Genomic DNA, 13,784 nt, shown 5'->3' on the forward strand with positions numbered 1-13,784 from the left:
ATGCGATAGCGCCGGCGCCGGCGCGGACGGACGAAGCCGCACTGCCGCGGCTGGGTCTGCTGGGCACCGGCACGGTCGGCCGCGCCTTCGTCGCGCGCTACCAGGTGCTGCAGCAACGCCGCCCGGGCTTGCCGGCGTTCGCCTGGCTGGCCAATTCGCGGATCCTGCAGGACTGCCGGCAAGCGCCGGCACAGGCGCTTGTTGTGGCCAATGCCGCCGCGCGCGGCGCTGGCGGCAGCGCGCCGCAACCGGCCGACCTGCGTGCCGGCGACATCGTGGTCGATGCCACCGCCAGCGAAGCGGTGGCGCAGCGGCATGCCGAATGGCTGGCGCGCGGGGTGCACGTGGTGACCGCGAACAAGCTCGGCCAGGGCGCGGCGTTGGCGCGCGCCGAACAGATCCATGCCGCGCGGCATGCCGGCGGCGCGCACTACGGCGACAGCGCCACGGTCGGCGCGGGCCTGCCGTTGTTGAGCAGCCTGCGCGCGCTGGCTGCCGGCGGCGACCATATCCATGCGGTGGAGGGCGTGCTGTCCGGTTCGCTGGCGTGGCTGTTGCATCGCTACGACGGCAGCCGCGCGTTTTCCGAGTGCGTGCGCGAGGCGGCGGCGGCCGGTTACACCGAGCCGGATCCGCGCGAGGACCTGTCCGGCGAGGACGTGCGCCGCAAACTGTTGATCCTGGCGCGCGCGGCCGGGCTGGCGCTGCGCGCCGAGCAGGTGCAGGTCGATTCGCTGTTGCCGCCCGCGCTCGCCGCGGCGGCGCCGCGCGATGTGGATGCGGCGTTGTCGACGCTGGATGCGCCGCTGGCGGCGCGCCTGGCGCAGGCGCGCGCGAACGGCGCCTGCCTGCGTTTCGTCGGCCGCTTCGATGCGCATGGCGCGTCGGTGGGGCTGCGCGAACTGCCGCTGGCGCATCCGCTGGCCAGCGGCGCCGGTACCGACAACCGCGTCGCCATCCACAGCGACCGCTATCTGCAGCAGCCTTTGCTGATCCAGGGCCCGGGCGCCGGCGCCGAGGTGACGGCCGCCGCGCTGCTCGACGATGTGCTGCGCATCGCCGCCTGAGCGCTGAAGCTGAGCGTGGTGGACGCTTGCGTGCGCGTGCGTGTGCGCGAGCGCAGCCGGCAGATCGGCCGAGATGCGCCGAGGCGAATCCCGCGATGACGAAGACAAACGCCGGCTTGCGCCGGCGTTTGCATTAGTGGCCTCGCTGCGCGCTGGCGGTCACTGCAGGCCGTTGCTGAGCGCCTTGACCAGTTCCGCCTGCGGCGCATCGCCGCTGAACTCCCAGAAGAACGCGCCGCCCAGTCCCTGGGCTTTCACGTAGCCCATTTTCTGGGTGATCACCGCGGGCGTGTCGTAGCTCCAGAAGGTGCTGCCGTTGTATTTCCAGTGCGCGCCGGCGGCGCTATCGGTATGCGAGGTGCCGGCCGCGTTCTTGAGGACCTTGTAGTCCTCGATGCCGGCCTCGTAGGTGCCCGGAGCCGGGCTGCCGCTCTGGTACAGGCCGTTGTTGACGTTGGGCACGTTGGTCCAGCCGCGTCCGTAGAAGCCGATGCCGAGATTGAGCTTGGCCGCCGGAACTCCTGCGTCCAGGAACGCCTGCATCGCATCGTTGCTGTTGTAGTAGCGCTGGTCGCCGGTGGACGGATCGGCCGGCGAATCGAACAGCGCCGAGTGGTGGTTGGTGATCGGCTCGAACGCGCCATGGAAGTCGTAGGTCATCACGTTGATGTAGTCCAGCGACGGGTGGTACTGCCCCGGATCGGTTGCGCGGATCTTGTCCACGCCGGCACCCACCGCCACGGTCAGCAGCAGGCCGGAGCGCACCTCGTTGAGCTGGCGCCGGAACTCGGCCAGCAACGCGGTGAAGTTCTGCCGGTCCTCGGCGCTGCCGCAGCTGATGCCGCAGGCGTTGGGGTACTCCCAGTCGATGTCGATGCCGTCGAACACGCCGGCCGCCGCCGCCGCGCCGCCCGCGCCGTCGGTGACCGGCAGGTTGCCGCGGATGTAGGCGTCGATGCACGAAGCGACGAAGGCCTGGCGGTTCTCGGGACGCGCGGCGTTGGCGAAGCCGCGCGACCAGGTCCAGCCGCCCAGCGAGATCAGCACCTTCAGCCCCGGATGCTTGGCCTTGAGCTTCTTCAGCTGGTTCCAGTTGCCGCGCAGCGGCTGGTCCCAGGTGTCGGCCACGCCATCGACGCTCTGCGCAGCCGCGAACGCCTTGGTGTAGTCGGCAAAGGCGTCGCCGCCGGCGCCGGTGTTGGGATCGGACGGCTGCACCACGCCCACTTCGCAGCGGTTGTTGCGCACGTTGCCGAAGGCGTAGTTGATGTGGGTCATGTAGCCGGCCGAGCCGCTCTTCTCGATGTCGGCGACCTGGTAGTTGCGGCCGTAGATGCCCCACTGCGCGAAGTAGCCGATGACCCGCTTGCCGCCGCCGCTGCCGGACGGCTTGGTGCGCACGCTCAGCGCCGCGCTGTTGGCCGAGACGTTGCCGGCGTTGTCGCGCGCGGCCACCTGGTAGCTGTAGCCGGTATCGGCCGCCAACGCCGTGTCGGTGTAGGCGGTGCCCGTCGGCGAGCCGACCAGCGTGCCGTTGCGGTAGACGCGGTAGCCGGCGATGCCGCTGCCGCCGGCGTTGTCGCTGGCCGCATTCCACGACAGGGTCACGCTGCTGCTGGTCTGGGTGCTGGATGCCAGGCCGCTAGGGACGCCCGGCGGCGTGGTGTCGGTGGGCGCGGTGCCGGTGACGGTGATGCTGCGCGCCGCGGAAGTGGCGGTCGCGCCCTGGTTGTCGGTCGCCACGGCGGTCAGCTGGTAGCTGCCGGCGCCGGCGTTGTTCCAGGTCACCGCATAGGGTGCGCTGCTGTCGCTGCCCAGCGAGGTGCCGCCGCGGAAGAACTCGACCTTGGCGATGCTGCCGTCGGCATCGGTGGCGTTGGCGGACACGGTGATCGAGGCGCCGCTGGCGAAGCTGGCGCCGTTGGCGGGAGCGGTCAGGGCCACGCTCGGCGGCTGGTTGGCGGTGGCGCTGCAGGTGCCCAGTTCCTGGTACCAGCCGCAGCTGCTGCAGTAGTTGGGCGCGGCGTTCCAGATCTGCGTGGTGGCCTGGTACAGCTTGCCCTGGAAGGTCAGCTTGTCGCCGCTCTGGTAGATCGTGGCGGCGTTCCATGCGGCGATGCCGGTGCAGGAGACGGACTGCGCCCGTGCCTGCGGCGCGAATCCGGCGAGGGCGGTACAGCACAGCAACCACGGGAGAGCGCATTTCACGTTCATGGTGAAACCTCCAGTCTGTGTGGCGTAGGTGGTGCTTTGTCGGAACAGCCGGACTCTCCCCCTGCTGGCTGCCTTCCAGCGGTGCCGGGCGCGGCGAGGGTGGCGCGCCGCGGGGTGCTGGAAAACCGACGCTCGGCTCCGTTGATAACGTTGTCAATTACCGACGCAAAGCTATCGGGGATGGCATCACATTAATTAGTGACAACGTTGGTTCTGAGGCGCGCGCGGACGGCGTCCTGGCGCGCTCCATGTTGCGGGGCGGCAAAGGTGAAGCGGCTGCGGCCAGGCCGGCGCAACCGGCGCCGGGTTCAGTGCGACAGCGCCTGCAGCAGCGCGGCGTTGAAGCGCTGCGGCGCTTCGACCTGCGGCGAGTGGCCCAGGTCGGCGAATTCGACCAGCGTCGCGCCGGGAATCGCCGCCGCCGCGCGCTTGCCCAGCGCCGGATAGTCGCCCAGGGTCTTGGCCAGCGCCGGCGGCGCCAGGTCCTTGCCGATCGCGGTGCGGTCGCGCTGGCCGATGAACAGCGTGGTCGGCACGCGCAGTTGCGGGAACTGCTGCACCACCGGCTGGTTGAACACCATGTCCGAGGTCAGCGCCTGGTTCCAGGCCACGCGCTCGTGGCCGGGGCCGGCGTACAGCCCGGCCTGCATCGTCACCCAGCGGTCGTAGTCGGGTTTCCAGTTCCCGCCGTAATAGGCGTTCTGCTGGTACTGCCTGATCGAAGCGGCATCGGTCTTGAGTTCCTTCGCGTACCAATCGTCGACGCTGCGCCACGGCACGCCGGCCGCCTTCCAGTCCTCCAGCCCGATCGGATTGACCAGCAGCAGCCGGCTCACGTCCTGCGGATACTGCAGGGCGTAATGCGCGGCGAGCATCCCGCCCATCGAGTGGCCGACGAACACGGCCTGGGTCACTCCGGCGTGCTGCAGCAGTGCATGGGTGTTGGCCGCCAGTTGCGCGAAGGAGAACTGGTAGGCCTGCGGCTTGCTCGACTTGCAGAAGCCGACCTGGTCCGGCGCGATCACCCGATAGCCCGCGGCGACCAGTGCGGCGATCGCCGACTCCCAGGTCGCGGCGCAGAAGTTCTTGCCGTGCAGCAGCACGACGGTGCGGCCGTTCGGCGTGCCGCTCGGCGCCACGTCCAGGTAGGCCATCTGCAGCGGCTGGCGCTGCGAGGTGAATTCGTAGCGTGCGACCGGATACGGATAGTCGAAGCCTTCCAGCTGCGCGCCGTAGCGCGGCGTGGGCGTGGCGGCATGGCAGGGCGGCAGCAGGAGCGCGGCGGCGAGCGCGGCGAGGAGCGAGTGTCGGCGCATGCGGACTGAAGCGAGTGCGGGGATGCCGCGACTCTAGCCCGGGCCATGCGCGGGCCGCGTCAACGCGCTTCAGCAGCGCGAATGCACCAGGCTCAGGCAGGCGTGGTACTGCATGCGCTCGGCCGGTTCCTGCAGCGCCGCCAGCACCTGCTCGGCCTGGGTGCCCAGCACCGGCCGGTACGCGGCCCAGCCGTTGCGGCCTTTGGCCTTGGCCTGGTACAGCGCGCGGTCGGCGAGGATCAGCAATTGCTCCCAGCCCAGGCGGCTGTCGGGATCGTGCACGAACGGGAATTCGGCCAGGCCGATCGAGCAGGTGACCTGGCTATGGCGGCCGTGATCGAGCGCGAAGCTGTGCGCGGCGATTGAGCGGCACAGGCGCTCGGCGGCCACGGTCAGGTTTTCGCGCGGCGCCGAGCGCAGCACCAGCAGGAATTCTTCGCCGCCCCAGCGCACCACGTAGTCGCTTTCGCGGGTCAGCTTGACCAGCAACTGCGCCATCTGCTGCAGCACCGCGTCGCCCGTGTGGTGGCCGCCGCTGTCGTTGATCGCCTTGAAATGGTCGATATCGATCAGCGCGAACAGCATGCCCGAGGACAGCATGTCCTGGTCGTTGGCGGCCATGCGCCGGTACAGCGCGATGTCGCTGGGGATGTGCAGCGACAGGTAACGGCGATTGCGCAGCTGGGTCAGGTCGTCGGTGAAGCTGGCTTCCTGCAGGCGCTGGTTGGCTGCCTGCAGCGCCTCGGTGCGCTGACGCACCTGCCGTTCCAGGGTTTCGCGCTGTCGCTGGTTGACGACGCGCGCGATGCCGATGCACAGCAGCGCCAGCGCCAGCACGCCCAGGCCCAGCAGCAGCTTGTAGAACAGCGTCTCCTGGAAGCGCAGCCGGATCCGCAGCGGCAGCCGTGCCGGCGCCTGCGTCCAGACGCCGGCATTGTTGCTGCCGGCGACCTCGAACACGTAGTCGCCGCCGGGCAGGTTGGTATAGCTGGCTACGCGCTGGCGGATGTCGTCCAGGCTGCGCCACTGGGTGTCGTAGCCGACCAGGCGGTAGCGCAGCTCCACGTTTTCGGGGGCCTGGAACGAGGGCGCGGTGAACTCGAAATCCAGGTCGCGCGCCTGCGCCGGCAGCGGCGTGTCGCGCAGCGCCTGCGGCGCCAGCCAGCGGCCCTGCGCGCGGATCCGTTCCACCACCGGCTGCGGCGCGACCGGATTCTTGACGATGCCGGCAGTGTCCATGGTCACCACCCCGTCGCGGCTGGGCAGCCACAGCGTGCCGTTGTCGATGAAGCCCTTGCCGTTGCCGGCGCCGTTGCAGCACAGGCCCTGCACGCCGCCGTGGCGCTGGCCGCGTTCGTTGAGCAGCAGTTCGGCCTGCAGCGGCGTGCTCGGCACCTCGATGCGCTTGAGCAGGCTCGCCAACGGCGTCCGGTACACGCCGCGCAGGCCGGCCACCCACAGGCTGCCGTGGCCGTCGTCGGCGATGAAGAACGCGGCGTTGGCCGGCAGCCCGTCGCGTTCGTCGAACATGGTCCAGCGCTTGCCGTCGAACACCCACAGCTGATCGGCCAGGGTGCCGATCACCCACTGTCCGCCGGGCAGTTCGTGGATCGCGGTGACGTCGGCGTCGGCCAGCGCCGAGCCGGCCTCGGCGAGCGGCAGCAGGCGCTCGTCGCGCAGTTCGTACAGGCCGGCCTGGGAGCCGATCAGCAGGCGGCCGGCGCGGGTCTCGTGGATCAGGCGGATGCGCGGGTCGCGCAGGCCCTCGCTGTTGCCGTAGCGCTGCAAGTGCGCGCCGTCGCTGCGGAACAGGCCGTCGCTGGTGGCGAACCACAGCCGCTGCGCGCGATCGCGGACGATGCCGCTGACCTGCAGTTCGTGCAGCGGCGCCAGCCACGGCGGCTCGGTGGCGCGCCCGTCGCGGTACAGCAGCGCGCCGCGGCGGGTGCCGATCCACAGCTGGCCGGGTTCGGCGAGCAGGGTATAGGGAACGTCCGTAGGCAGCTGGTCGCGGCGCAGCACCTGCTGATAGCGGCCGGCGCGCAGCCGCGCCAGGCCGTTGCCGGTACCGACCCACAGCGAACCGTCGGGATCGCGCGCCAGCGTCCACACCAGCGGGTCGGTCAGGCCTTCGTAGCTGCTGTAGCGGCGGGTCCAGCCGTTCCACAGCCGGGTTGCGCCGTTCAGGGAGCTGCCCAGCCACAGGTTGCGCTCGCGGTCCTCGAAGATCGCGCTGGCACCCTCGTCCCGATCGCCTTGCAGGTTTTGCTCGACGATGCCGCCGTCGCGCACGCGCAGCACATAGCCGGGCAAGCCCACCCACAGATTGCCGTCGCTGTCCTGGAACAGCGCCTGCACCGCGCGCCGGGTCACCGCCGGGTCGCCCGGCAGCCGCTGCCAGCGGCCATCGCGGCGGAACAGCAGGCCGTCGCGACTGCCGGCCCACAGCCGTCCCTGCGCGTCCAGCAATTGCCGCACCGGCGCTGCGTGCGCATCGGCCGGCAGCGGCAGCGGTTCCTCGTCGCCCTCGGCGAAGCGCAGCACGGCGCCGCGCGTCCCCACCCACAGCTCGCCGCCGCGCGGCAGCAGCGCATAGGCGCCGTCGGCGATGCGATGCCGCAGGCGCAGGCGGTCGCCGACCACGGCATAGACGCCGTCCTGCGCGGCGACCAGCACCGTGCCTTGCGCGTCGACCGCGATCGCTTCGATGTTCAGCAGCGACGCCTGCGGATCCTGCGGCAGCAGGTTGCTGAAGCGGCCGTCGCGGTAGCGCGCCAGGCCGCGGTAAGTGCCGATCCACAGGTCGCCGCGCGGGTCCACCTGCAAGGCCTTGATCCACGGGCCGGGCAGGTTGGCCGGCGCCTTCTCGCCGAAGGTGGTCATGCGCACGCCGTCGAAGCGCGCCAGCCCGCCCATTGTGCCGATCCACAGATAGCCCTGCCGGTCCTGCGCGAAGGCCTGCACGCTCAGCTGCGGCAACCCTTGCTCCAGGCCCCAGCTTTGGCGTTCGTAGTGATTGAACTGCTTGTCCGGCTGCAAGGCGTCCGCCGTCGGCACGAGCGAGATCCACGCTGCAAGGAGCATGGCCAGCTTTAGCGCACAGGTGCACCAGGAAGCGGGGTGGGACTGCAAGGGCATTCCAGTGCCGGCTCGGCGGATCGTCAAAGTCGCTATCGGCGCAAGTGCGCCGATCTTTATCCGTACTGCAGCAAAGGCCTGCGCGGCGTCGGCGATGGCAATGGCGATGGCGACGGCCGCAAGGCCTGTCATTCGGCCAGGTCCGACCCGTGCGGCGTGGCGGCGCGCGGCCGCGGCGCGCGATCCGAGTCCGCGCGCCGGCGTGGCCCCCGCATGCGCCGCAGCGTGCGATCCGCGCGGGACATCAAGGGCACGCCCGCGCCATCATCTCAGCACTCGATCACGTTCACCGCGAGCCCGCCGCGGCTGGTTTCCTTGTACTTGTCCTGCATGTCGCGGCCGGTGTCGCGCATGGTCCGGATCACCTTGTCCAGCGACACCTTGTGTTTGCCGTCGCCACGCATGGCCATGCGGCTGGCGTTGATCGCCTTCACCGCGCCCATCGCGTTGCGCTCGATGCAGGGGATCTGCACCAGCCCGCCGATCGGGTCGCAGGTCAGGCCGAGGTTGTGTTCCATGCCGATCTCGGCGGCGTTCTCGATCTGTCCCGGCTTGCCGCCGAGCGCGGCGACCAGGCCGCCGGCGGCCATCGAACAGGCCACGCCGACTTCGCCCTGGCAGCCGACTTCGGCGCCGGAAATGGACGCGTTTTCCTTGTACAGGATGCCGATCGCCGCGGCGGTCAGCAGGAAATCGAAGATGCGCTGTTCGTCGCTGCCCGGGCAGAAACGGTCGAAGTAGTGCAGCACCGCCGGAATGATCCCGGCCGCGCCGTTGGTCGGCGCGGTGACCACGCGCCCGCCGGCGGCGTTCTCTTCGTTGACCGCCAGCGCGTACAGGTTGACCCAGTCCAGCGTGGTCAGCGGATCGCGCATCGCCGCTTCCGGCTTGGACGACAGCTCGCGGTACAGCGCCGGCGCGCGCCGCGACACGTGCAGGCCGCCGGGCAGCGTGCCTTCCTCGCGGATGCCGCGCGCCACGCAGGCCTGCATCGCGTTCCAGATCTCGCGCAGGCCGGCGCGGATCTCGTCCTCGCTGCGCCAGCATTTCTCGTTCTCGAACATCAGCGCGGCGATGCTCAGGCCGCTGCGCGCGGCCTGCGCCAGCAGCTCGTCGCCGCTCTTGAACGGGTAGGGCAGCGGGGTTTCGTCGGCGACGATGCGGTCGTCGGCGGCGTCGTCCTGATTGACCACGAAGCCGCCGCCGACCGAGTAGTAGTCGCGCGTGGCGATCACCTCCTCGTCGGCGGCATAGGCGGTGAAGCGCATGCCGTTGGTGTGGTACGGCAGCTTCTGGCGCTTGTTCATGGCCAGGTCGCGCTTCTCGTCGAAGGCGATGCTGTGCTGGCCCATCAGGTTGATGCGCTTGCTGCCGCGGATGCGCTCCAGCGTGCTCGGGATGATGTCCGGGTCGATCAGGTTCGGGCGCTGGCCTTCCAGGCCCAGCAGCACCGCCTTGTCGGTGCCGTGGCCACGTCCGGTCAGCGCCAGCGAGCCGAACACCTCGGCGCGGATCCGCACCACCTCGCCGAGCCGGCCCGGATCCAGCAGCCAACGGTGCACGAAGCGCTCGGCCGCACGCATCGGCCCCACGGTATGCGAGGAACTCGGCCCGATGCCGATCTTGAACAGGTCGAAGGTGCTGACAGCCATACGTGCCGGAGAGGTGGAAGGCCAAAGACCGTCTATTCTATGCTCCCGGCGCATCGCGCACGCCCGCAACGCAGCATCGGAGCCGCGACCATGTCCCTGACCCTGTACCAGCGCGACGACTGCCATCTGTGCGACCAGGCGCTGCTGGTCCTGGCGCAGGCGCGCGTGGGCGAGTTGGAAAGCGTGTTCATCGATGGCGACCCCGCGCTGGAGTCACGCTATGGAGAGCGGGTGCCGGTGTTGCGCGATGCGGCGGAGCGCGAGCTGGACTGGCCGTTCGATGTGGCGCAGGTCAGGATCTGGTTGACGGCCGAGCAGTAGTCTGGCAGGCGGGGCACCTGGCGCGGCGGTATCGACGCAAGTCATCCACAGTCATGGCGACAAACGCAGAGGCGGCGACATGAGGGTTCCTTTTCGTACTGGAGTGGCAGTGCTTGCTCTGCTGTGGAGCGTGGCCGCAGCGCAAGATCAGGTGCAGCGCCGTTTCGACCTGCAGACCGCGACCATCGCCGAGATCAACCGCGCGATCGACAGCGGCGCGCTGGATTCCGAGCGACTGGTCGCGCTGTCGCTGGCCCGGATCCACGCCTACGATCCGCAGCTGCATGCGGTCATCAGTCTCAATCCGCACGCGCTGGAGCAGGCCCGCGCGCTGGATGCCGAGCGCCGTGCCAGCGGACGCCGCTCGCCGCTGCATGGCATTCCGGTGCTGCTGAAGGACAATATCGATACCCGCGACCTCCCCACCACGCTCGGCTTCTACGGCCTGCGCGGCGCGGTGCCGTACGCGGATGCAGCGGTCGTCGTGCGGCTGCGCGAGGCGGGTGCCATCATCCTGGCGAAGGTCAACTTGAGCGAGCTCGCGTCGGGGCCGGCATTGAGTTCGCTAGGCGGGCAGACGCGCAATCCGCACAATCTCGCCTACAGTCCGGCCGGCTCGTCCAGCGGGACTGCCGTGGGCGTTGCGGCCGGCTACGCGCCTGTGGGCATCGCCACCGACACCACCGGCTCGGCGCGCTGGCCCGCGGCAACCAATGGCGTGGTCGGCTTGCGTCCGACCACCGGCGCGATCGGTTATGCAGGCATCCAGCCGAATGCGCCCACGCTCGATGCGGTCGGTCCGATCGCGCGCTCCGTCGCCGATGCCGCGCTGGTGCTGAGTGTGCTGGAAGATGCGGTCCGGCGGCCAGTGACGGCGTACGACGCCACTGGCCGCTCTGCGGCCGATCCCATGCTCGGGCTGCGCACCGATGCGCTGCGTGGTGCGCGCATCGGCTTTCCGCGGCGCGACTTTTCCGGCGACGATCCGCAGGTGGACGCGGCGATGGAGGCCGCTCTCGACGCGTTGCGGGCGAGCGGCGCGGCGGTAGTGGAGATCGAGCTGCCGCCGTGGTTGCTGCGCCTGAGCGGCGAGCTGCAGGCGATCCTCGTGCGCACCGAAGCCGCACCCAGTCTCGATGCGTATCTGTCGGCCTCTTTCCCGCCACGATATCCGCAACGCCACGCCGATATCCTGGCGCTGAGCGAAGTGCTCAATGCGGCGCCGCCGGCCGGCGCCTTCCCGAATCCCGGGCGCCTCGATGGATATCGCGAGGAGGCCGCGGCGGCGCCGCCGACCGATCCGGTCTATCTCGCCGCCCGCGACCAGGGCCGTCAGTTCGTCAAGGCGTCGATGCAGGCGGTCCTAGCCCGCTACCGTCTGGACGCGATTGTCTATCCGACCCAGACCATGCGCATCAACCGGATCGGGGAACCCGCGCAGCGCAATGCGCGCGGCCTGTTCGGCAACTTCGGTCCGGGCGTGGCGAGTGTAGCGGGCTGGCCCGAGCTGACGGTGCCGGCGGGTTTCACCGCGGACGGCTTGCCAGTGGGAGTGTCGTTCATGGGGCCGGAGTTCAGCGAGCAGCGGCTGTTGGGCTACGGCTTCGCCTTCGAACAACGTACGCACGCGCTGCGTCAGCCGGCGGCGACGCCGCCGCTTGCGGGCGACCGCTTCGTCTATTGAAGCGGCGCGCCACAAGCGGCGATCGCGCTCGTGCGGCAAGGCCAATCCGTCGTGGCCAGAAAGCGCCTTGCTTCTATTCCGCCGACAGGCCGGCCGCGGCGCCGTGCGGATGCTTGGTCGCTGGCGGCGTGTCCGCATGCCATGCGAAGCAGCAGCTCAATGTGCCGTCGCCGACCCAGCGCATGGCCTCGGCATCGCCATAGACCGCGAGCAAGGCATCGACGTCGGATAGGCGCAGGTGGCGGCCGATCAGGCGCGTGCTCCTAAAGAGTTCCCGTTGCATGACCAGAGTGTGTGGCATGCGCGGCAAGTGCGCGCGCCCGTCCGGCCCCGGTGCCACCTGCGCGAGCGCACAAGGCCCGTTGGCGGCGATGCCGCCGGCACGGCGTGCGCCTGGCCGCGCAGCGTACGTCCAGGCACAAAAAAAGCGGCGGACCCGACGAGGGAATCCGCCGCCCAGTGGCCGCGTGCCGCAGCGGCCTGTGGCGAATCACTTCGCCTTGAACACCACCTTGGTGCTGATCGCGGTTTCGTTGGGAATGGTCTTGGTGTCGGCCCAGTCGCCGCCACCGACGCCGAAGTCCAGGCGCTTGACGGTGGCCTTGCCGGCCAGCACCGGCTGCGCGCCGGGGGTCCAGGTGAAGGTCAGGGTCACCGGCTTGGACACGCCGCGCAATTCCAGGGTGCCGTCGGCGGCGTACTGGTTGTTGCCCAGCGAACGGAACTTGTCGGCGCGGTAGTGGGCGGTGGCGAACTTGGCCACGTTGAAGAAGTCCGGCCCCTGCAAGGTCGAGTCGCGGTCGCTGTTGCCGCTCTTGGCGCCGGCCAGCGGAATCGCCACGTCGAGCTTGGCGCTGGCCAGATTGGCCGGGTCGAAGCTGAGCTTGGTGTCGAAGCCGGGGAACTGGCCGGTGAACACTTCGCCGTCGTACTTGCTGGCGAACACCAGGCTCGAGCCCGCGGCCTGCACGTAATCGGCGGCGAACGCAGGAGCGGCGGCGAGCATCGCCACCAGGCTGGCGGCAACGGCGGCGGGGGAGGCGAAACGGGACGACATGATGGAACTCCTCAGGATTTGGGGGTCAGCCAGCCGCGCGGCAACATCCGCGCCAGGGTGGCATCGCGTTGGAACAGGTGGTGGTAGAAGGCGGCGCCGGCATGCGCCAGCACCACGGCGATCAGGATCCAGAAGCCCCATTCGTGCACCGCATGCGACAGGTCGCGCAGGTGCGGATCGGGCGCGCTGAGCTTGGGCACGGCGACCAGGCCGAACCAGCGGAACGGGCGCAGGCCGCTGCTGGAGTCGTACAGCCAGCCGGACAGCGGCATGGCGAAGATCAGCACGTACAGCAGCGTGTGGGTGGCGCCGGCGATGCGTTCCTGCCAGCTCGGCGTGCCCGGCACCGGCTTGGGCGCGCCGGCATACAGGCGCCAGCCCAGGCGCGCGACCACCAGCGCCAGCACGGTCAGGCCGAGCGACTTGTGCGCGGTGTAGACCCAGAAATACTTGGGCGTCTTCGGCAGTTCGCCCATGGTCAGGCCGACCACGCCCAGCAGCAGGATCAGGAAGGCGATCAGCCAATGCAGGGTCTGGCTGACGCCGCCCCAACGTTCGGCGGTGTTCTTGGCGGTCATGGCGTGGTGGGTTCCTGGCTGACGCTGGGCGGCGGAGTGGGGGTGTCGGCGGCAGGCGCGTCCGCCGCTGGTGGCTCGGCATCGGCGCGGCCCTCACGGGTGGCCTCGGCCTCGATGCGCAACTCGACCGTGGCGCCGATCACCGACGGCCAGGCCGCGATGCCGAAGTCGGCGCGCTGCAGCGTGGTGGTGGCGGAAAAGCCGACCGTACGGCGGAACGGCGGCAGCGGGTGGCGCTTCAGCGCGTTGAGGGTCACGTCCAGCGCGATCTCGCGGCTGACCCCGTGCAGGGTCAGCGTGCCGAACACCTTGGCGTGGGTGGCGTCGATCGGCTCGATCCGGGTGGAGACGAAGCGCGCCTCGGGGAAGCGCTCGCCGTCGACCAGGTTATGCGCCAGCGCAGCGCGGTTCCATTTGTCGTCGCCCAGGTCCAGGCGCTGCAGCGGCACCCGCGCGTCCAGCCGCGCGCTGCGCCAGTCGTCCGGGTCGAACGCCAGCGTGCCGGTGCTGCCGGACACGGTGCCCAGCGCCTTGGAGAAGCCGGCGTGCTCGATCGCGAACAACACGCGGGTGTGCACCGGATCCAGCGCGTACTGCGCCGGGGCGGCCAGCGCGGCGGTCGGCAAGGTCAGCAGCAGGGCGATCAGGCAGCGCTGGAGCATGGGTGGGCCAGGCGGGAAGGGTAGGCGGGATTCTAGGCGCAGTCCGCCGCGCCTGCGCCAGCGCATGGCGCAATGGTTCGTTGCGTTGCGCGGCG

The 13,784-nt window shown here is 70.1% G+C and carries 11 protein-coding genes; 3 read left to right on the forward strand and 8 right to left on the reverse strand.

All coding sequences use genetic code 11. The features are described 5' to 3' along the window. Positions 1-5 precede the first annotated feature (5 nt). Positions 6-1,067 carry a homoserine dehydrogenase gene (locus AB3X08_RS06795; RefSeq protein ID WP_369938461.1) on the forward strand — a complete coding sequence of 354 codons (1,062 nt, stop codon included), beginning with the start codon at positions 6-8 and terminating at the stop codon, positions 1,065-1,067. A 159-nt stretch (positions 1,068-1,226) separates the two neighbouring features. Here AB3X08_RS06795 and AB3X08_RS06800 read toward each other — a convergent pair whose 3' ends face one another. The 4 genes from AB3X08_RS06800 to AB3X08_RS06815 all read right to left on the reverse strand — a co-directional run bounded on the left by AB3X08_RS06800 (position 1,227) and on the right by AB3X08_RS06815 (position 9,387). Further along, a complete protein-coding gene (locus AB3X08_RS06800; protein ID WP_369937117.1) occupies positions 1,227-3,281 on the reverse strand; it encodes a glycosyl hydrolase family 18 protein in 2,055 nt (684 codons plus the stop codon). A gap of 308 nt (positions 3,282-3,589) precedes the next feature. Further along, positions 3,590-4,597, reverse strand: a complete 1,008-nt coding sequence (locus AB3X08_RS06805; protein ID WP_369937119.1) for an alpha/beta fold hydrolase — start codon at positions 4,595-4,597, stop codon at positions 3,590-3,592. A 69-nt stretch (positions 4,598-4,666) separates the two neighbouring features. Then, on the reverse strand, positions 4,667-7,654 hold the full coding sequence (locus tag AB3X08_RS06810) for a two-component regulator propeller domain-containing protein (protein WP_369937121.1): 2,988 nt from the start codon (positions 7,652-7,654) through the stop codon (positions 4,667-4,669). Between the two features lie 350 nt (positions 7,655-8,004). Further along, positions 8,005-9,387: an L-serine ammonia-lyase gene (locus tag AB3X08_RS06815; protein ID WP_369937122.1), complete on the reverse strand. Its 1,383-nt coding sequence runs from the start codon at positions 9,385-9,387 to the stop codon at positions 8,005-8,007. A 90-nt stretch (positions 9,388-9,477) separates the two neighbouring features. Here AB3X08_RS06815 and AB3X08_RS06820 point away from each other — a divergent pair, with 90 nt between their 5' ends. Beyond that, positions 9,478-9,708, forward strand: coding sequence for a glutaredoxin family protein (locus tag AB3X08_RS06820; protein WP_369937124.1), 231 nt, complete (start codon positions 9,478-9,480; stop codon positions 9,706-9,708). A gap of 151 nt (positions 9,709-9,859) precedes the next feature. After that, a complete protein-coding gene (locus AB3X08_RS06825) occupies positions 9,860-11,392 on the forward strand; it encodes an amidase family protein (RefSeq protein WP_369937126.1) in 1,533 nt (510 codons plus the stop codon). A 73-nt stretch (positions 11,393-11,465) separates the two neighbouring features. Here AB3X08_RS06825 and AB3X08_RS06830 read toward each other — a convergent pair whose 3' ends face one another. The 4 genes from AB3X08_RS06830 to AB3X08_RS06845 form a co-directional block, all read right to left on the reverse strand. Beyond that, on the reverse strand, positions 11,466-11,675 hold the full coding sequence (locus tag AB3X08_RS06830; RefSeq protein ID WP_369937128.1) for a hypothetical protein: 210 nt from the start codon (positions 11,673-11,675) through the stop codon (positions 11,466-11,468). Between the two features lie 207 nt (positions 11,676-11,882). Next, positions 11,883-12,449 (reverse strand): YceI family protein, encoded by a 567-nt coding sequence (locus AB3X08_RS06835; protein ID WP_369937130.1) that lies wholly within the window; start codon positions 12,447-12,449, stop codon positions 11,883-11,885. A gap of 11 nt (positions 12,450-12,460) precedes the next feature. After that, complete coding sequence (locus tag AB3X08_RS06840; protein WP_369937132.1) at positions 12,461-13,027, reverse strand: cytochrome b; 567 nt, start codon at positions 13,025-13,027, stop codon at positions 12,461-12,463. Next, positions 13,024-13,689 (reverse strand): YceI family protein, encoded by a 666-nt coding sequence (locus AB3X08_RS06845; RefSeq protein ID WP_369937134.1) that lies wholly within the window; start codon positions 13,687-13,689, stop codon positions 13,024-13,026. The genes AB3X08_RS06840 and AB3X08_RS06845 overlap by 4 nt, the downstream gene beginning before the upstream one ends. Positions 13,690-13,784 lie beyond the last annotated feature (95 nt).

Origin of the sequence: Xanthomonas sp. DAR 34887 (assembly GCF_041245805.1) — a bacterium.
Classification (GTDB): Bacteria; Pseudomonadota; Gammaproteobacteria; order Xanthomonadales; family Xanthomonadaceae; genus Xanthomonas_A; species Xanthomonas_A tesorieronis.